Source organism: Allobosea sp. 2KB_26 (assembly GCF_052115715.1).
Lineage (GTDB): Bacteria > Pseudomonadota > Alphaproteobacteria > Rhizobiales > Beijerinckiaceae > Allobosea.
Map to the genome: position 1 here is coordinate 960,017 of NZ_JBFRHE010000001.1, position 20,032 is coordinate 980,048.

Consider the following 20,032-nt stretch of genomic DNA (forward strand, 5'->3'; position numbering starts at 1 on the left):
TGGACCGATCCCGCGCGAGGCGGCGATGATGCCGAACCAGGGCCGTGGTTCCAGGGCAGGCCGGACGCCTGAGCCCATCGACAGTCCAACCCGCCGCGCCGGAAGCCTTGGTCTTGAAGTGCGAAGACGTTCGGCTTCGTGCCGCGTGCCCCCCCAGAACCCGACGTCCGGGTTTGCGGACAGCAAAGTCAACTGTGCCATTCTCGCCCTGACCGATAGTGGGGTAACCAACTCCGCGGCGAGAGACCCCGCTGGCGCACGCCGCAGCCGATCCGCTTCATTCAATCTTGCCGCTGAGCACCGCCCGCAATGGTAACGGCCCCTGTCGTCACCGTGCGTAGCTTCCAGCCCTCGGATCGGGACCCCGCGAGGTTGAGACGCCCGGCCATGAAATGCAGCCGCTTCGTATCCTCGCTCTTCGAGGTGCAGAAGCGGTCCTGAAGATAGAACGGCGGCATCGCCTGGTAGAAGAGCGTCGCCTCGATGGCAGCTGGCTTACCGTCGATCTCCGGCAGGGCGATGCGATAGAGCGTCGCGTCGCCGCCACCCTCCCGATAGTCGGGATCGTCACCGACCTGCACAGATCCGGCCTCGTCAGCCAGTTCCGGGCCGGCGCCGAGGGAGGCCGCGAGCTTCACCCGGTCATCGCGCCCGAGATAGCCCCTCGGCAGCAGGCGATTGTCCTTCACATTCGAGCAGATCGACAGAAAGCTCGTGGTCAACTGCCCCGCGGGCTGGGAGCCGATGCCACACTGGGCCGGCCCGGACAGCGGGGGGCTCGAAACCAGCTCCTGATAGATCTGGACCTGATCTTGCCGGGTGATCACCTCCCGATGCGGCTGATGCGCGAGCGGATCGAGTCTGGCCGAGCAATCGGCATTCCACCAGACTTCGCCGACGACGGGCGCGCCCATCCCGTCGGTGATGACGCCGAGTGCGTCAGTGCGCCCCGAAGCCCAGATCGCCTTGCCGCCGGCGTCGAGCACCTTGAACGCGATGAAGGCGCGCCGGAAGCCGACGCCGCTCGGGAATTTGTGCCCAGTTTTGTTGGTGACACGTACCGACGCCTCCAGCGCCGATTCAGTCATCCTGATGCTTTCGACGGCGATCGCGGCGGTGCGTTCCGCAGCCTGATGGTCGATCGCCTTCTCGGTGAAGAGCAGTGGATCGACGCCTTTCTTCGTCAGCATCGGATCCTGCGTCCGGATTCCCATCAGCTCCGGGAACTGCTGCGCCATCTTGATCAGGAACGAGTTCAAACCGACCAGCACATGGCTGGCGAAGCCGGAGCGCACCGGCAGGTCGATCTCCTCGGGCGGCAAATTATGCTCCGCCTGCGGGAAGTTTGAATATTCCTGGATGCTGGCGATCTTGCTGCGATAGGGGTGCCCGTCCGCATCGCGGCTGGGCATGTGGCAGCCCTGGCAGGTTTCGGGGCTTTTGCCGGCGCCGAATGGCAGCGCCCCGTCGGGCGAGTGGCCGGTGCGGAAGTCGCTGAACGCCCATTCCGCATAGGTCGTCTGCTCGTAGGTGTGTCCGATGACCTTGCCCTTGTCGAGCACAGGCAGGTGAACGGTGTGGCAGCTGCCACAAACCTCTGAGCTCTTGATGGCGGGGTTTTGCACCGGCGTCATGCCGAGTGCATTCTCCATCGGCTTCGCCTTGGGGCCCTCGAATGGCCCCTTCATCTCCGTCATCGCGCCCATCAGGAAGCTGCCGGTGAAGGTCCTGGCGAAGCCGGTATTCTCGGGATTGAGCCGTTCCTGGCGCTCCTCGACGCAACTGTTCTGCGGCTGCGCCTTGACCCGGCTCCGTTCGGCCTCGCTCAGCGCCATGGCGTGACAGGTTGTGCAGGAGACGCCGTCGCGGGCGAGCGCACCGTGCCGGGCCTCCAGGCCGGAATGACCGGCGGGCCAGGGCGTGGCGGCGACGGCGGCACGCGAGAACGAGGAGCAGCCCTTGCCCCTTGCTCTCTCGTCGATCTTAAACTGTCGCTGCCCCATCACACCGTGGCAGCCGAGGCAGGTGTCCTGCACCAGCTCGGCGGCTTCGGGATGGAAGGTCTCCGTCTCGCTTGCGAGCTGGGCGAAGAAGACCGGGTCGCGTCCAGCCAGGCCCATGGGCGACGAGCTCCAGGTGCCATAGGGCGAAAGATTGAGGAAGCGGCCGTCCGGCCCCGGCAGCGTCATGTCGAAATGCAACCCGGTCGACCCGGCATCGTGGCAGCCGAGGCACTGGTCCGAGGTCAGGAACTGCTGCTGGGCCTCGCGCCGGTTCGCACTGGCCCAGACCACGTCATAGGTCTGGGATGGCATCCGCATCACCTTGTCTGCGGTCGGATGCGCAAACGGGATGCCATAGAAAGTGGTGAACTCGGGCGCAGGGCTTTCGCGGGCCGGAGCGCCGAGCAGCGTGATGTCGTCGGATTCCTGCACGATGCGCAGGTGGTTGAGCATCGCGGACAAATCGTCATGAGCTTGGGCGGAACGGTCGGTGAAGGCATTCTGGCTCAGGAAGACCAGCGGGCGCCCGGGCTCGCCCTTGATGTTCTTCAGGTCCGCGAAGGTCGAATTGGCCTTGGCGCTGGCATGGCAGTTCACGCAGTACTGACCGAAACCCATGTTCGGGTAGCCGTTGCCGGGCCCCGCCGGCCAATCGGGCTTCCAGTCGCTCCATCCGAACCAGCCCCAGAACCAGCCGTCATGTGAGGCCTTCGCGTCGCGCACCATCACGGCCGCACCGCTCGTCGGCAGCAGCCGCAGCGGATCGACATCGCGGCACAAAGCAGCAGGCGCCGGGAACATCTCCTTGATCATCATCGCCCCGTCAGGCACGGGGGGCTCCGCTGTCCCCTCATGGGCCTGCGTCCGGTTGGCCTTCAGCCAGCCGAACATTTCCGGCGAGTACCAGATGACCACCGGTGCATGGGTGCCATGGTAATTGCCACTGGTCTTGTCGTTGCGCAGGGTCGCGGTGAACGGCCCGGTATCGCGAACCATCTTGTCGACGCGCCAGCCGACGGCGAGGTTGCGGTGGCAGAAGGCGCCGAGATAGCGGCCGAGCTTTTCCTGGTAGACATCGAGAGGAAAGGCGCCGGGCCTTCGGATATCCCGGTCGAGCGCGGCGCAAAGGGCAGCGTCGGCCGGCACAAGCGGCATCGGGCGTTCAGCGGGACACTGGGACGCGAACGCAAGTCCTGGCACCAGGGCCAGCAAGACAAATAGCGCGATCGTGCGGAGCATGAATCAACCCGGGCGACATTCCGTTTGAGGCTGCGCACAAGATGAGCAGAGCGCAAGCGCATCCCTCCTACTCACCGCGCAGCCTCATTCTGATCGGAGGAGCAGCGGCTCCTGTCCCCGATTTCTCTCGCCACGACCTCGCGCGTCACGCCGCGACCGATTGCTGCTTCGCGACCTCTACGAGATGGCCGGCCAGCCTGTCGGCCAGCGCCATGATCGTCAGCGTCAAGTGTTTGTCGGGGAGTTCAGGAATGACCCCGCCATCGCAGATATAGAGGTTGTCGATGTCATGGCTCTTCAGGTCGGCATCGACAACGCCGTGTCGCGGATCCTGCGCAATCGCCGTGGTGCCGGCATAATGGATGCCGGTGCCACTGTTGTCGCGGCTGGCGTAGATCATCGTGGCGGAGGCCCGCCGCAGCACGCGCCTGCCCCAGACCGTCATTGCGTCCATCATCTGATGGCTCGCCGCGGGAATCGTGAAATCGACCTCGACCTGCCGGACGCCATAGGCATCGACGCTCCGGCCCGGACGCACCCGGTTTCCGGTCGTCGCCTCGCCCTGGCAGAACAGGCCGAGCGTGACGTAGCTGTGGAACATCATCCGCGCGAGCCGTTCCTTCAGGAAGGGCGGAAAGCCGCGCATCGCGGTCAGATAATGCGGCACGTCAGGCGCGCTGTGGATGGCATGGCCGATGAAGGGGAAAGGCACGCCATTCGCAAGCTTGCCTTGCGACAGCAGGATCAGCAGATCGCCATAGCCAAGGTCGTAATCGCGGCGCTTGCCCCAGAGCTTCAGCAGGGAGGTGGAAAGCACGACCTTGGGATTGTCCTGCAGTCCTGCCCCGACCCGCCCATGCCGGTTACCGAGGCCGGCGGGATCGGCGTCGTCGGCCGAATTGAACAGGATGCGCGGCGTCTCGAGCGCTCCGGCGGCCAACACGACGATGCCGGCACGCAGAAGCCGCCGCTTGCCGGTCGCCAGGTCGAGATACTCGACCCCCTCGATCCGCCGGCTGCTGTCGTCGCGGAGCAAGCGAACCACTTTTGCCTGGGTCCGCAGCTCGTAGTTCGGCAGGTCGATGATCTGAGGCAGCAGCCGCGTCGAGAATTTATAGACCGCGCCGACAGGGCAGCCCGAGGTACACATCCCCGTCGAAATGCAGGATGTCGGGGTTCCAGCCCGGGTGTTGATCGCCTTGCGGTTCGGGATGGCATGGGAATGCGCGTCGTTCAGCGACTTGACCGCGTCGACGACCAGCCGGTCGGCAGGGCGCAGCGGCTTTGGTGGCAGATAGTCGCCATCCGGCAGATCCGGCAGCCCCTCCTTCGTGCCGCAGACGGCGATCAGGCGCTCGACGGCGCCATAATGCGGGGCGAGATCGGCATAGGAGAACGGCCAGGATTTGAAGTCGTCCGCCGAAAACCGGACGCTGACACCGTTCCAGAGATTCTGTAGCCCGTTGACGGCCAGGACCTGGAAGTGCCGAAACCCCTCCTTCGGCCGTGCCGTCGAACCAATCTTGCCATCGGCGAAGAGCGGGTGGACGAAGAGGCTGTCATGCGGATCGCTGGGCCAGGTCGTGCTCGGATCGATGCCGAAATCCTTGGTCACGCCAGGTGGAAGTGTCGTCCTGAAATGGTCCTCCGGCAGCATTGCGCCATGCTCGAGCGAGATGGTGCGCAAGCCGGATTTGGCGAGCTTGTGGGCGAGAATACCGCCGCCGGCCCCGGTGCCGACCACCACGATATCGCAGAATTCAGCCTCGGTCACGCAGGCCTCCCACGGGCCATTCCCCGACTGAGCGCAAGAAATCCGGCGAGGCGAAGCGGATATACTCGAGGAAGCCGAAGAGCGCGGTCCGGTCAGGACCGAGATCGGCGCGGCGCAAGCGCCCTGTCTGCGCGAAATCGGCGCGCTGCTCGACCGCCGCGAGCGCCGTGCCGATCTGCCGATTGGCTCGCGCAATCCGCGTGATGTCGGTCAGGAGCGGAAGCAGGACCGCGCGATACGGACTGAGCCCGATCAGTGCGGCTACCAACCGCTCCGCATCTTGGGAGGCAGCCTCCCCGGCAGCATCAGCGTGCTCCGACGGCTGCCTGTCGAGAATCGGCGGCATGAGGCTCATGCCGTCACGGTCCGAACCGGGGTCGCATCGAGCGTCCGGAACGGCCGCCCCGATTCCAGATGCCGTTCGATCTCTTCAAGCGAGACACCATTGGTCTCCGGGACCAGCAGATAGGTGAAGACCAACCCGGCCGCGCAAACCAGCGCATAGACTGCGAAAACCCCGCCGAGGCCGAAGCTGCTGACGAGCATGGGGAAGGAGAACACGACGAGAAAGTTGAAGGCCCAGTTGGCGAGCGAGGCCACGCTCATGCCGAGGCTGCGCACCTTGAGCGGGAAGATCTCGGACATCATGACCCAGGGCAGCGGACCGATGCTGGCTGCGAAGGCCGCGACATAGAGCACGAGGCCGATCGTCGCGAGGATATCCAGCGCCTCCGCGTCGGTCGCCGCCGCGATGGCGATCATGCCGAGGCTGAGGGCCGTTCCGGCAAAGCCGATGAAAAGCAGCCGACGCCGTCCGATCCGGTCGATCAGATACATTCCGACAAAGGTCATCGCGACATTGACGATGCCGATCCCGACCGTCGCCAGGATCTGGGTCGAGGTCGAGTTGAAACCCGACTCCTTGAAGACCGTCGGCGCATAATAGATCACGGCATTGATGCCGCTGAGCTGCTGCAGAAAGAACAATCCCATCCCGACCACGAGCGCCGGGCGAACCGAGGGGCTGAGCAAATCCGCCCAGGTGCCGGGCCTGGTCCGCTGCTGCACCGCCTGCCGGATGCTCGCCAGTTCGGCATCGACCGCGTGATCCTGCGGCGCAAGGTCGCGAATCCGCGCGATCGCCAGACGAGCCTCTTCGGTGCGGCCCTTGAGGGCGAGCCAGCGCGGCGTGTCGCCCATGCGATACATGCCGATCAGCAGAGCGAGCGCAGGCAGGACCCCCATCAGGAACATCAGCCGCCAGGACTCCGCGAATGCGAAGTCGACGACATAGGCACCGAGAATGCCCAGCGTGATCGCCAGCTGATAGATCGAGACGAGCATGCCGCGCTTCTCGGCGGGCGCGCTCTCGGAGATGTAGAGCGGCGCCACCATCGCGGCGATACCGACCGCCAGACCGAGCAGCAGACGCGACGCAGTCAGCATCCAGACCGCGCCAGCCGCGGCTGAGAAGAGCGCCCCCGCAGCAAACAGCACCGCGGCGACCAGCAGCAGGGCACGGCGGCCGTAGGTTTCGGTAGTGCGCCCCGCCAGCAACGCCCCGCCCAGTGCCCCGAGCGGGACGGCGGCCGTCATCAGCCCCTCGTCGAACGGACTGATCGCGAATTCGCCGCGCAGAAGATGCAGCGCGCCGGCGATGACACCCTCGTCGAAGCCGAACAGGAATCCGGCAATGCCTGCGATGGCGGCTATGAAATAGATCATCGTCTCGGCCTTGGTTGATCTGGGTTGGAGCACATCAAGCCAGCAGGCCGTTCGCCACCTTGCGGAATGCGGTGACGATGTCGCTTTCGTCGGCTTCGGTCAGCGTCGAACCGATGGCGAGCAAGGCGCCGCGTGCATGGAAATCGTCGCATCGCGGCAACGCCCCAACGCCATAATCATAGGCTTCGCCGAAGGCATTGGCTGGATGTGTCCAAGGGAAGCCATCCCGGCTATTGGACCGGCGCTGGACCAGGCTCGGAATGTTGAAATACCAGTGCATGCCCCATTCCTGCATGGTGATGCAGGCAAGGCTGCCGGGCGGCCCGGCGATGCCTTCGGCGCGCAGCGCATCGACGAAGCGTCGCGCCAGGTCGGCATCGGGCAGCAGCATCAGCAGGAACGGACCGGTATCTCCGGCGGGGTCCGGGATATGGCGGAAGCTGATGCCACGCAGATCCGCCAGCTGTTGGCGAATGCGCCATTTCGAGGACCGCATCGCGCCGGTGATGCGCGACAATTTGCGCATCTGCGCCAGCGCCATCGCGCCCGCGAGCTCCGACATGCGTGCGCCCATGCCCCAGAGCTGGCAGGCCTCGTCGGAGGCGTCGAGCCGACCCTTCTCGTTTCGGGGATAGCCGAGGTCGTGCAGTGCCGCGATACGCCGGAACAGCGCATCATCCTCGGCGACGATCATCCCGCCATCGCCAGAGGTCATGTTCTTGTTTAGCTGGAAGCTGAAGATGCCGATATCGCCGAAACGTCCGACTGCACGTCCGCCGACATGCGCGCCGGCCGCCTGGGCGCAATCCTCGACCAGACCCAGGCCATGTGCGCGGCAGATCTCCGCGATCTCAGTGATGCGGCCGGGCGCCCCGCTCATATGCACGCACAGCACGGCCCGGCTATGAGGCCCGATCTTGCGCCGGAGATCCTCGGGATCGATGCAGAAGGTCTCGTCGATATCGACCAGGCGGGGAATGGCGCCGACCCGCACCACAGCCGAAAGGCAGCTCACCCAGAGATAGCCCGGCACGAAGACCTCGTCGCCCGGACCGACCCCGAGCGCCGACAGTGCAATCGTCAGCGCGGCCGTCCCCGACGAGACCCCGAGCGCATGACGATGTCCGAAGGCTTCACACCATTCACGTTCCAGCGTCTCGACCATATGCTGCGGGTCGGGCCCGTAGAAGCGGAATGGGCTGCGCGCACGCACAACACGATCGACCAGTTCGCGCTCTTCTTCACCGATCCAGTGCACCCCCGGCAGCTCCCAGGGCAGCGGCTCGCGCCGGACCGGAACACCACCGTCAATGGCGAGCCGATTGGCCCGCTCCTGACCAATCCGCGATCCTGTCTCGGCCAGATCGGTCATGCGTATCTCCTGTCAGCGGCTCGTCGGCTTGGGGCGGCCAGATCATCAAATCCGGGAAGATGTTGATCTAGCCAACGTACCGCTTGTAGCATGAAACAGAAGAGCAAATCCGGCCCCTAATTCTGGAAATAATTCGAAATGATTAGAAATATTTGGATTTACAGATTACGAGATCCAATATTTTTGATTTTGATGCTCATCTTTGCCAGCGGAACTGCCTTCGGTTTCGGAATAGCATCTGTTTCTGGCGTTCTGGATCTTATAAAGATAGAATTTGAACTTTCCGAACGTGGGGAACAACTCGTCGTGGGGATCCTGGTACTCGGCTGCTTTGTCGGCGCCGCCATGGCTGGCCCCATCTCGGCCCGCTGGGGCAGAAGACGGACGCTCATGCTGGCAGCTGCGCTCGGCGGGCTTGGCTATACGCTGATCCTGGCCAGGTTCGGGCTCGGCGGATTGCTGGCCGGGCGCAGCCTTGCCGGGCTGTGCATCGGCCTGCTTTCAATGGTGGTCCCGATGTACGCGGCCGAGACGACGCCGGCGCACCGGCGCGGCGCGGTGGTCTCGATGTTCCAGCTCGCGATCACGCTTGGCATTCTCAGTGCCTATGGCGTCACGCTCGCCTTCGCGGCAAGCGTGCCCTGGGCGATCCTGCTCGGCGCCGGCATCCTCCCCATTGGCCTTTGCCTGTTGGCGATCCTTCTGCTGCCCGAAAGCCCGCGCTGGCTGGCGGCGCGGGGCAACCACGCAGCGGTGCTGAAGGCGGCGCGAACGCTCGGCCTCGCCGATGAATGGCAGGAGACGCGGCCGACCCTCTCCCATGCCGGCGCGAGCAGCGGCGCCCTGCTCCGGCGCGGCAGCACTGTCGCTGTGCTTCTGCTGTGCAGCGCACTCTTCGTGCTGCAGAACCTGAGCGGCATCGACGGCATCCTCTACTACGCCCCGCGCATCTTCCAGGAACTCGGCTTCTCAGCCGGAACCGCCGCACTGGCCGCGACCTTCGGCCTCGGCCTGGTCAATGTCCTCGCCACGATCGCGGCCATCGCCATGGTCGATCGCCTGGGCCGCAGGCCGCTGCTGATCTTCGGCTCGGGTGCGATGGCGATCGGGCTCGCCGCGGTCATCGTCGCCTCCCAGCTCGACTGGCCCTGGGTCGGCCTCGCGGGGCTCGCAGTCTTCATCGGGGCCTTCGCGCTGAGCCTCGGCCCGCTGCCCTATGTGCTGATGTCGGAGCTGTTTCCGACAGCCATCCGCGAATCTGGCATCGCCATGGCCTCGGCGACGAGCTGGCTCTTCAACGCCTTGATCGCCTTCACCTTCCTGTCGCTTGTGGCAGCGATCGGCCTCTCTGGCGCGATCGCGCTGTTCCTCGTGGTCTGCCTGCTCTCGCTCGGTTTCTGCCTGGCCTTCACCCCGGAGACGCGCGGTATCCGGCTCGAAGAGATCGAAGCGGCCGTGCTGGCTGGACGCCCCTTGCGGCGCATCGGTGGCTGAGGCGGCGGCGAACCGATCAAGCACGCCCTGCGCATCCATACGCTCGGACGAATGCACGCCCGCAATTCGCGGGTGACAGCCCCACCTACCATAACCGGCCCCATCCTTCTGACAGGGCCCGCCACTTACCCCCGCTGTCCGAGTGCGATGACGACGCTCGCTAAGACAAGCAGTTGAGAGGAGACCCGACGCGGTTCTCGACGGCGATCCGAGCGCTCAGCGATAAACCAGGACGGGAATCTTGGAATGCGTCAGAACCTTTACCGTCTCGCTGCCGAGCACAATCGCAGCGATGCCGCGGCGGCCGTGCGATGCCATGGCGATCAGGTCGCAGCCTCGCGCAACGGCGGTGTCGATAATCGCCTGATAGGGGTGCTCGCTCTCGACCTGAATGGCGTCGCAATGAATGTCCGCGGCCGCAGCCTTCTCTTGGGCGGCAGTGAGATACTGCTGCGCACGCGCTTCGGTGAGCTCTTGGTAGTCCTCCAGCGTCGCAATCACCATGCCGGGTTCAGAGGCGAAGATGTGAAAGGGCTCCGTTACAGCGAGCAATGTCAGTCGGGCCCCAAGGGACTTGGCAAGCTGCGTGGCCTGTTCGACGGCCGCGGCGGACAAGGGTGAACCGTCAGTGGGAACCAGAATGTGTTGATACATGGCGTCCTCCCCCCAGCAGCTAGGTGCGCGGCCTCCACGTTCGCAATGTCCACGTCTCCGGGCCGAAGGCCACGCAAAACAGCGAATTCGAGGCTCTAATGGCCGGCGGGATCTCGGTTCATTTCCTCCAAGAGCTCGCGCATTGCATCGAACTGGGTACCGAAGCCTTTCCAATCTCCGGACTTCAATCGCTCCATTGCTTGATTGTAGCGATCAAGCGCCTCGCGTGCTTGACTCGCCGCTGGCCTTGTCCCGGGCATCCCCTCTGTCGCGCTTGAAGCTGCCGCCGCAGCACCGGGCTCTATGAACAGCGCTGACAAAGCCTCGGCGAGCGTTTCCTTCATCACCACATGTTCACCGTAGGCCGCGATCACACGTTTCAGCTCCGGCAGATGTCCGTGCTCCGCTCGCAAATAAAGCGGCGATACATAAAGGATCGAGTTCTCGATCGGGATTACGAGCAAGTTCGCACCGCGGATCACCCGCGAACCCATCTGGTTCCACAACGTGATTTGTTGGGAGATCTCGGTACTCTGATTGATCCGCGCTTCGATCTGGAACGGCCCGTAGACAAGCTTCTCCTTGGGAAATTCGTAAACGATCAGCTTGCCATAGCCGGGACCATCGCAGCGCGCCGCGAGCCACGCGATCATGTTGTCGCGGCGGCTGGGCACCATCGGGAGCATGAGGAAAAACTCAGCATGCGTTTCTCCAGGCAGCCGCATGATGATGTAATAGGGCGTCATCATTGCAGTGCCGCCGCCCCCCGGTTGCAGGGGGAATTGCCAAAGATCTTCCCGGTTATAGAAAACGTCGGCCGCCTCCATGTGGTAGGTTTGATAGAGCCGCGCCTGAACCAGGAACAGGTCCTCCGGATATCGAATATGCTTCTGCAGGTCTGAAGGCATGGCCGCGAACGGTTTGAACAGGCCCGGAAAGATGCGTTGGTAGGTTGCGGCGATGGGATCGCCGGGATCCATAAGGTAGAAGTCGACGGTCCCGTTATAAGCATCGACGACAGCCTTCACCGAATTGCGGATGTAATTGAGATCGCTATCTTGCGAGGGCTGCGCATAGGGAAAATAGGAGCTCGTCGTGTAGGCATCCTGCATCCAGAGCATCCGCCCATTGCTGATGACCAGATAGGGGTCATGATCGAGCCGGAGAAACGGAGCAATCGTTCGCACCCGTTCCTGGATATTGCGGCGGATCATGATCCGGCTGTCGGCAGTGATATAGCTTGAGAGAAGCAGGTTCGGGTCGTTGAAGTAATAGGCGAACAGCATTCTACTCGCCATCGCTCCGATCGGAACGCCACCGGTGCCGTCATAGGCCGCATAGACATTGTCTTTGCCCTTCGGATAATCGAACTCAGGTGTGCTTCCCTTGACAATGACGTAGCTGTCGCTCTCTTCGCCGTAGTAGATGCGCGGTTCAAGGATTTTGGGACCCCCATCTGCGACGGGTGGGATATCCCGCAAATAGAGGACGGGTAGTCCTTCGGAACTCTTTCGGGTGACCGGGCTCATCACCGCGCCATTGCCGTGAGTAAACAGCACGTGGCGGTTGACCCATGTCTGGGCATTCGGCGGCAGCAAGGAGGGCCGTAGCTCGCGAGCCGAGAGCATTACGCTTTGATAGGAACCATCGAGCCAGTAGCGATCGACGTCAGGATCATGGAATTTGTAGTAGGTGCGAATCTCCTGCAACTGCGCGTAGGTATCCGACAAGGGCAGCTGGTCCCACAGCCTGATATTTTCGATTGTCGCCTTGTTGGCCGCTAGCGTGTCGAGAGAAAGCATCTGTTCGGCGGCAAACGGCTTGGCTGCGATCTGATCCAGATTGTAGGCCTGCCGGGTGAGCGCGATGTTGCGTTCGATATACGGTTTCTCCAGCTGCAACTCGCTTGGTCTGACGAAGTACTGCTGGAACAGCACAGGAGCTGCACCCGACAGCACGAAAGAGCCCATGGCGACGAGTATGAACGCTGCGGCAGGAAGCCGGTAAGTCCGCACCCAGAGGTTTGCCCACGCGGCGAACGCCGCAATGATCGAAAGCCCGATCAATAGCCACAGACCCGGTAGCCCCACATGGACATCGGTGTAACTGGCGCCGACGACCACGCCGTTATCGCCATAGAGCAGCAGATAGCGGTCGAGACCATAGGACCAAGCCTTCACCGCGAAGAGAAGACCGAGCACCGCCGAGCCGTGAGCAATCACTGTCGGCGATATTGACCGGTGCTGCACGTCGTATTCGATGTCGCCGTGCACCCAGTAGATCGTTCCGGCGAAAAGCGCGCTCAAAACAAGCGTGAGCAACATCCAGTTCTTGATGAGGAAATAGGCAGGCAGTGAGAAGAGATAGAAGCCGATGTCCTTGTTGTAGAGCGGGTCGTCTGCGCCATATGGCACCTGATAGAGAAACCGCAGGAAAATGCCCCAATTGCCGGCTTCCGCCGCGGCGACGAGCAGCGCGAGCAAACCAGCACCGCCTGCAACAACCCGGGGCCAGGACAGTCGATTGCGCGCGAGCGCGAGCAGATCGGGCAGCAGCACGGTGCCCGGGGATTGCCACGTGAGGCCGGCGACAGCCTGTATCCGCGGTGGCCGGGCAAAACGCACGGCCAGCCATCCGTTGAGCCAAAGAACGATGGTAGTCGCCGTCCAGACAGAAAAAAAGACGACAGCTTCAGCTTCGATTGTTGTCCAAAAGACCTGCAGATAACCGATCGAGGAAAACCACAGCCAATCGACCAGCCAGTCACTCGCGAGCCCGAGCAGGACTAGGCAAACCCCGACGGCGACCGCCGCAATGATGAGCCTGACCACGGCGTTCTGCCGTGGCGCCTTCCGTCCGGGTCCGGCGATCCCGATCGTCATGGTCCAATTATAGCGGAAATGACGGACGCCTGCCGCTTGCTTCGTGATCGGGATCGCGCGTCAAGGCGACGCGACGCCGATGCTCAAAACTCTGTCGCCGGGACCGCGGAACGAGTGAAGCTGTTTCGAACTCTTGGGGGCAGACCGGATCAGCCGATCGCGTCCTCGCGACGCCGCCTGTCATCTCCAGCGGCTCTCGCGTCCGCTATCGGCCGGCGAACTGCGGATTGGCAATCGCGATCATATTGAGGTCGCCGGGGATATCCCCCATATCATTTTGATTGAGGGAGTCCTTGCTGTGCAGACGGTACAGGCGACCCTTGTCGCGGCGATTGCAGCCGCCGCTTTGGCCTTCTCTCCCCTTTCCGCCGCGACGGGGGAGAACAGCAGAGCTGCATTGATCATTTCCGTCGACGGCGCGATCGGACCGGCGACGGCCGGTTACGTCAAGGACGCTCTGGCCAAGGCAAGCGAGCGACGCGCCGAAGTTGTCATTCTGCGTCTGAACACACCGGGCGGCCTCGCGACCAGCATGCGCGAGATCATCGCAGATGTGCTGGCCTCGTCCATTCCTGTCGTCGGTTACGTCTCTCCTTCCGGCGCCCACGCGGCCAGCGCGGGCACCTATATCCTCTATGCGACGCACATCGCAGCAATGGCGCCGGGCACCAATCTCGGCGCGGCGACGCCGGTGCAGATCGGCAGTCCGGTACCCGGCCTGCCGAGCAAACCCACCGACAAGGACGGCAAGGACAAGAAAGATAGCGCCCAGCAAACAGCGCCGACGGACGCGATGACGGCGAAGATGACGAACGATGCCGTCGCCTCAATCCGCAGTCTGGCCGAGTTGCGCGGACGCAACGCCGATTGGGCCGAGAAGGCTGTCCGCGAGGCCGCCAGCCTATCCGCCAGCGCCGCGTTGCAGGCGAATGTCATCGATCTCATCGCGCGCAATCCGACTGAGCTGCTCAAGCAAATCGATGGTCGCGTCGTGGAAATTGCCGGCGGCGAAACCCGGCATCTGGCAACGAAGGATGCAACGATCGGGGCGCTCGATCCCGGATGGATCTCGCAATTTCTGTCGGTCATCACCGACCCCAACGTCGCCTTCATTCTTCTGCTGGTCGGCGTCTACGGCCTGATTTTCGAGTTCGCGTCTCCCGGAGCCATCGCCCCCGGAGTGGTCGGTACGATTTGTCTGCTGCTGGGTCTCTATGCCCTCAACATGCTGCCGATCAACTATGCCGGCCTCGCGCTGATGCTGCTGGGGATTGCACTCTTTACGATCGAGGCCTTCACTCCGACCGTGGTCGTCGGCACCGGTGGGGTCATCGCCTTCGTGCTCGGAGCGATGATGCTCTTCAAAGTCGAAGCACCGGGGTATCGCTTGTCATGGTGGGGCATTGGCATCGCGGCGGCGATGTTTATTGCTCTGATTGTCGTCATACTCAGTTCGCTTAGGCGAGCCCGCAAAGGTCCTGCACGTGTCGGCGCACAAGCCATGCGCGGCCTGTCCGCCGAGGTCCTCGACTGGGCTGACAGAGAAGGCCACGTCTTCACACAGGGTGAGCGCTGGCAAGCGCGCAGCGCGGAAGCCTTCAGACCAGGAGAGATGGTCGAGGTGGCCAGCATCATGGATCTGACGCTGACGGTACGTCGCCGGCCGGGACTGACCGCCGGCGAAGGAGGTGCGCGGTGATGCTCGATTATTTGATCTATGCACTGCTCGCGATCGCCGTGATCGTATTTTTCTCCTCGGCCATTCGCATCCTGCGGGAATATGAGCGCGGTATCGTCTTCACGCTCGGACGCTTCTCCGGCGTGAAAGGTCCGGGCCTCATCATTCTGATTCCGTTCGTCCAGCAGATGGTGAAAGTCGACCTCAGGGTGATGGTTCAGGACGTGCCGCCGCAGGACGTGATTTCCCGCGATAACGTCTCCGTCAAGGTAAACGCCGTTCTATACTTCCGCATCATCGATCCCGAGCGCGCGATCATCAAAGTCGGAAATTTTATGACTGCGACCAGCCAGCTGGCGCAGACCACACTGCGCTCGGTGCTCGGAAAGCATGAACTGGACGAGATGCTCGCGGAGCGGGACAGACTCAACGCCGACATCCAAGAGATTCTCGATCAGCAAACCGACGCCTGGGGCATCAAGGTCACCAACATCGAGATCAAGGATATCGATCTCAATGAAAACATGGTGCGCGCCATCGCCAAGCAGGCCGAGGCGGAACGACTTCGGCGCGCGAAGGTGATCAACGCGTTGGGCGAGCAGCAAGCCGCCGAAAAACTAGTCGAGGCTGGCCGGATACTTGCCCATGAGCCGCAGGCGATGCAGCTACGCTACTTCGCGGCGCTTCACGACATCGCAGGCGAGCGATCCTCGACCATAGTCTTTCCTGTACCGACGGATCTTCTCAACCATCTCACTCCGCAGCGGAGTGAAACAACGTGACCTTGGTCATTGTTGGAGAACGGCCGCATTCGGGAAGAAGCTGAGTCTGCCGATTGGCTGGACTGTCGAAACGGCCTCCGGCGAACCCGGGGCGGTTCACTTGTCCTGAACGGTCGCCTGCCGCAGCGCCAACGGGGTGGGTTGACCGGGAGCGAGGTCGCCGCGAAATGAAGACTGCGTCCGCGGACCTCGTGCCGCAACCGATGACCTTCTTCGCTTCGCCGAGAGCGGTTAGTTTCACCTGTAGCGCGGCGCGGGCGGAGCTTTGGGAGAGTGCGACCTGATGCGTCGCGCTCTCGGGTTACCAGCCCGTGATCAAGTCAGATCCTTGCGATAGACGACGAAGCCTGAGCACAGGGCAACGTCGTTGAAGAGCTTGCTTGCCGGCTTGCTTTCATGAAACCGTCTATAGACGCGTTTGGCACCGACCCGGCCCGCACTCTGATAGACGTCGGCGATCAGCGTCCGACGTCTTTGCCCGCGCAGCTTGGCTCGTGAACAGGTCCTCAGACAGCGAAGTTCGAGGCTGACGTCTGAGTTGGAAGCCAGTTGATAAAGTCTGAGATTTGGTGCTCGCGAGACAGTGGGACCGTTTCCATCATTTCAGCTGCCACGCCTGCAGTTTCTTTCGAGCCGTTCCGAAATTGCCGAGCTGATAAACCGACAACGCGGCGGACGAGAATGTGAACGTATCGAACGGTTCGGCGACCATCTTCTTTAAATAATCCGGCGAGGCGACGCCGACCGTGACGTGTGGCACGAGTTTTTTGCCGCTTGAGGCCGGCACGTAGCGAGCCACGTAGTCAATCGTTGGCTGGCTGATTTCGCGGTCGTCGGTAGTGATGAAGAACGCAGCAGCAGTTCCCTTCTCGACGGTAAAGGGGGCAATTGCATCGATCAGTTTCTGTTGGAACCTGATAAGTTGGTCAGTCGGCTCGATTAGGATCACGGCCACACCGGTCTTATCCCATACGACGAAGTCGTACTTGAACGCCTTCAGCGTCAATCCGGCCGGTTTCTCGACGGCAAGGACATCGCCGACCGCAGCGTAGACTTTGTCGAGGGCTGCCGTCTGGACGAACCGCTGTAGCATCGTGATGTGCGGGCGGTGCGTTGCATCTAAAGCGTAGCCCTTTGGGAAAACCTCGCGTAGGCGGGCATTGGCCGCCTCCGCGTGTTTGATCATTGTTGCGTCCGGTTCCAGGGCAATGTCGATGGCCGTGACAGGATTTTCCTGCGCCGCCCCTGGGCCAGCCAGCAATCCCAAGCCTGTTACGAGCGCGGCCATGAAGTTCAGATATTTATGCATTTTACTTCCTGCGCTTCAGACCGATGTACTCGAGCGTGGCACGACCTAACGGATCACAATCGGCCGTCGATCAATGACGACGGGGCGCGGGCGAACGACCGTGCGAGGAGCGACCACAACGGGCCGGGGAGCAACGACCACCGGGCGAGGAGCGACAACCACGGGGCGCGGCGCAACGACGACGCCCCCGCCACCCCGGACACAGCCGCCGAGCGGTCCACGATAGTAGCCGACACCGCATCCGCCCGCGACCTTTGTGACGTCGTAAGCCCCTGCCTGTGAAAGGGCGGATGACATCTGCATGGCCTGCGCCCCGAACGATGTCAGGGCGAAGAACGTGACGCCCATGGAGGCCAGAACCATCTTTATGAGCATTTTTGTCGCTTCCTGTCCTTTGAATATATGGGCGCTCAATTCCGTTTGGGCCGGAGCCAGCGGCGCCGAAGGTGCAGCGGCAAAAACAAAAGCAAGTCGTCTCATCATCGAATTTCCCGTTCGTAAGTCAGCAGCGGCTTCGGCCAGAATGTGCCTCCGCCCGGCTCTGGAGAGTGGAGTTTCCGCGCTGTCGGAACTTGAAAGGAGGCGACGAACATCGTGTTCGCCGCCTCCAGCCGGTCGGCGCTCAGTCCAGATATTCGACCTTCAGATGTCGGATCGTGCCATTGAAGGCGAAGGGCTTGCGGTCGAAATACGCAAGCGAGACGGGGGAATAGCTGTCCCGGCCGACGTCAAAGGCGTCATTGGCGGTGAAGGTCAGCGCCGCCGAGCGTGGAACACGCCCCTTGCTGACCTCTTTGCCGTCCACCCGGATGAGGATGTCGAGAGGCGCCGGGCGGACGGCGCTGGCCTTGCGTGTTTCGACCTCGATCTTGACCTTACCGGTCGGGAGCGGGGCGGACGTTTCCAGCCGTGTCCGTTCGATCTCGAACAGGTTGTACTCGTAGTGGAGCGTCCCGTTCTCGACCCACAGGGCGACACCGCCCGAGATGGCGCCGAGCGCGTAGAGCACGCCCTTCGAATCAGGCTGCAAATCCGCATCGATGGTGACGAGGTTGCTGCGTGATCCGAGACGCGGTGCGGTGAACTCGGGAACGCCAACGACCTCCTGCGTGAAGCTGAACGACTTGGCGGGATTGGACGGTGCGTCCTCCGGGTGGAAGATCGCGGACCATAGCCCGCCGCCCACCGGATCGACCTTGTTGTCTTTCGCGCTCACCTCGAACGCCTTCTTCAGCTCCTTGAGCTTGCCGGGATTGGCGGCGGCGACGTCCTTCGCCTGCGAGAAATCCTTGTTGAGATCGTAGAGTTCCCAGACATCGTCCTTCGGCGACCATTTCATGATCGAGGGATCGACGCCCGTTTGCCAGGGCACGCGCGGCCCGAATGCCGAAGCGATCCACCCGTCCTTGTAGTAGGAGCGACTGCCCATGACCTCGAAATACTGCTCCTTCTTGCGGTCCGGCTCTGTCGGGGACGCGAAGGAGTAGGTCATGCTGGTGCCGTCGAGCTGATCCTGACTGATGCCGTCGACGCGCTTCGGCGGCGTGATGCGCAGGATGTCGTAGATCGTCGGCACGATATCGTTGACGTGATGGAATTGCGGACGCGGCGTCTTGTCCGCCTTGATCCTGCTTGGCCAGGACACCGCGAGCGGCGTGCGCGTTCCGCCGAAATGCGCGGCGATCAGCTTTGTCGACCGATGGGGCGTGGAGCCGGCCCAGGCCCAGCCGGCATGGTACATGTTGTCGACCTTGGGCGACCCGAGCACGTCCAGGCCGCCGAGCTCGTTCATGGTACGGATATGGTCCTTGACCTCGGAAGGAATGCCATTCTGCGCCAGGAGTTCGCTGATGGTGCCGTTCTGGCCTTCCGCACTCGAACCGTTATCGCCCCAGATGTAGAAGACGAGCGTGTTGTCGCGGATGCCGAGCTCGTCCAGGGCATCGATCAACCGGCCAGCCTGCGCATCGGCGTGTTCGGTGTATCCGGCGAACACCTCCATCAGCCGACGCTGGAATGGCCGTTCGTCCTCGGGAATATCGGCCCATGCGGCAAGGGTCTTCGGCCGCGGCGTCAGCTCGGTGTCTTTCGGGATCCAGCCGAGTTCCTTCTGGCGGGCGAAGACGCGCTCGCGCATGACGTCCCAGCCTTCGTCGAACTTACCCTTATATTTGTCCGCCCATTCCTTGAAGATGTGATGCGGACCATGGGAGGCGCCGGGGGCCCAATACATGAAGAAGGGCCGATCCGGCGTCAGCGCGCGGACCTGCTTCATCCATGAGACAGCCTTGTCGGTCATGTCTTCGGTGAAGTGATATTCCTTCTTCCCTTCGGATGGATTCACCCGGACCGTGTTTTCGACGACCGCAGGCTCCCATTGCGAGGATTCGCCGGCAAGGAAGCCGTAGAAGTAGTCGAAGCCGATCCCCTGACCTGCCGGCCAGTTCGTATAGGGGCCGACGGCCGTGGTCTCGTTGGCGGGCGTATTGTGCCATTTTCCGAAGGCGCTCGTCGCGTAGCCATAGTAGCCAAGGACCTTCGCTGCGGTCGCCGATGTGCGCGGGATCCGGCCGGAATAGCCATCCCAGTCATTCGCCAGTTCGGCGATCTGGCCGTAGCCGACGCGATGGTGATTGCGCCCGGTTAGCAGCGACGCTCGGGTGGGTGAGCACATCGCGGCATTGTGGAAGCGATTATAGGTAATCCCGTCGCCGGCAACGCGGCTCAACGTGCGTGTATCGATCACGCCGCCAAAGGTGCTCGGAAGCGCCGGGCCGACGTCGTCGAGCATGATCACGACGATGTTCGGCGCGTTGGCCGGGAGATGCGACCTCGCCGGCAGGGGGCTGTAGGTCGATTCCGCGATCGTCGGACCGGCTTTGCTCCCCGAGGGAGTTGGCGGAAACGGCAACGAGTCCTGAGCTATCACGGGCGATCCCAACATCAGGAGCGTCGTGCTTACGCCCAACCAGCGCGCTCTGAATGGGTGACTAAGAGGCCGTTTCATTCAATTCTCCGTTCCGAACGACACATCTGAACCCGACATGGCTTGTCGACGTATCGATCGCCTCGGCAGCGCAATCTGGCATCGCGCTTGCCCGCGTCGCAGTCGCTGCATTC

General features: G+C 62.7%; 13 protein-coding genes. 3 read left to right on the forward strand and 10 right to left on the reverse strand.

What is annotated here, in order from left to right; genetic code table 11:
- Positions 1 to 281 precede the first annotated feature (281 nt).
- The 5 genes from AB4099_RS04715 to AB4099_RS04735 form a co-directional block, all read right to left on the reverse strand.
- Entirely contained in the window at positions 282 to 3,158 is a 2,877-nt protein-coding gene (locus tag AB4099_RS04715; protein WP_441477200.1) for a hypothetical protein, read from the reverse strand.
- Between the two features lie 229 nt (positions 3,159 to 3,387).
- Complete coding sequence (locus AB4099_RS04720; protein ID WP_441477201.1) at positions 3,388 to 5,016, reverse strand: GMC oxidoreductase; 1,629 nt, start codon at positions 5,014 to 5,016, stop codon at positions 3,388 to 3,390.
- Positions 5,003 to 5,371, reverse strand: coding sequence for a hypothetical protein (locus tag AB4099_RS04725; RefSeq protein ID WP_441477202.1), 369 nt, complete (start codon positions 5,369 to 5,371; stop codon positions 5,003 to 5,005). The genes AB4099_RS04720 and AB4099_RS04725 overlap by 14 nt, the downstream gene beginning before the upstream one ends.
- Positions 5,368 to 6,741 carry a sugar porter family MFS transporter gene (locus tag AB4099_RS04730; protein WP_113513051.1) on the reverse strand — a complete coding sequence of 458 codons (1,374 nt, stop codon included), beginning with the start codon at positions 6,739 to 6,741 and terminating at the stop codon, positions 5,368 to 5,370. Before AB4099_RS04730 ends, AB4099_RS04725 begins: the two co-directional genes overlap by 4 nt.
- 34 nt (positions 6,742 to 6,775) lie before the next feature.
- The gene (locus AB4099_RS04735) at positions 6,776 to 8,113 is read right to left on the reverse strand and encodes a DegT/DnrJ/EryC1/StrS family aminotransferase (protein WP_441477203.1); all 1,338 of its coding nucleotides are present in this window, start codon (positions 8,111 to 8,113) and stop codon (positions 6,776 to 6,778) included.
- A gap of 192 nt (positions 8,114 to 8,305) precedes the next feature.
- On the opposite strand from AB4099_RS04735, the gene AB4099_RS04740 reads away from it, so the two are divergent.
- Complete coding sequence (locus AB4099_RS04740; protein WP_113513050.1) at positions 8,306 to 9,607, forward strand: sugar porter family MFS transporter; 1,302 nt, start codon at positions 8,306 to 8,308, stop codon at positions 9,605 to 9,607.
- Between the two features lie 216 nt (positions 9,608 to 9,823).
- On the opposite strand, the gene AB4099_RS04745 is transcribed toward AB4099_RS04740, so the two are convergent.
- Positions 9,824 to 10,261, reverse strand: a complete 438-nt coding sequence (locus AB4099_RS04745; protein ID WP_113513048.1) for a universal stress protein — start codon at positions 10,259 to 10,261, stop codon at positions 9,824 to 9,826.
- Positions 10,262 to 10,356: 95 nt separating this feature from the next.
- Complete coding sequence (locus tag AB4099_RS04750; RefSeq protein WP_441477204.1) at positions 10,357 to 13,143, reverse strand: UPF0182 family membrane protein; 2,787 nt, start codon at positions 13,141 to 13,143, stop codon at positions 10,357 to 10,359.
- Positions 13,144 to 13,441: 298 nt separating this feature from the next.
- Between AB4099_RS04750 and AB4099_RS04755 the strand changes: the two genes are divergently transcribed.
- Complete coding sequence (locus AB4099_RS04755; protein WP_441477668.1) at positions 13,442 to 14,842, forward strand: NfeD family protein; 1,401 nt, start codon at positions 13,442 to 13,444, stop codon at positions 14,840 to 14,842.
- A complete protein-coding gene (locus AB4099_RS04760) occupies positions 14,839 to 15,603 on the forward strand; it encodes a slipin family protein (RefSeq protein ID WP_113513044.1) in 765 nt (254 codons plus the stop codon). The genes AB4099_RS04755 and AB4099_RS04760 overlap by 4 nt, the downstream gene beginning before the upstream one ends.
- 598 nt (positions 15,604 to 16,201) lie before the next feature.
- Here the strand turns inward: AB4099_RS04760 and AB4099_RS04765 are convergent.
- From AB4099_RS04765 to AB4099_RS04775, 3 genes are all read right to left on the reverse strand, one after another.
- Positions 16,202 to 16,912 (reverse strand): 2'-5' RNA ligase family protein, encoded by a 711-nt coding sequence (locus AB4099_RS04765; protein ID WP_441477205.1) that lies wholly within the window; start codon positions 16,910 to 16,912, stop codon positions 16,202 to 16,204.
- A 45-nt stretch (positions 16,913 to 16,957) separates the two neighbouring features.
- The gene (locus AB4099_RS04770; RefSeq protein ID WP_441477206.1) at positions 16,958 to 17,392 is read right to left on the reverse strand and encodes a GCG_CRPN prefix-to-repeats domain-containing protein; all 435 of its coding nucleotides are present in this window, start codon (positions 17,390 to 17,392) and stop codon (positions 16,958 to 16,960) included.
- Between the two features lie 142 nt (positions 17,393 to 17,534).
- Positions 17,535 to 19,919, reverse strand: a complete 2,385-nt coding sequence (locus AB4099_RS04775) for an arylsulfatase (RefSeq protein ID WP_441477207.1) — start codon at positions 19,917 to 19,919, stop codon at positions 17,535 to 17,537.
- Between the last annotated feature and the right edge of the window lie 113 nt (positions 19,920 to 20,032).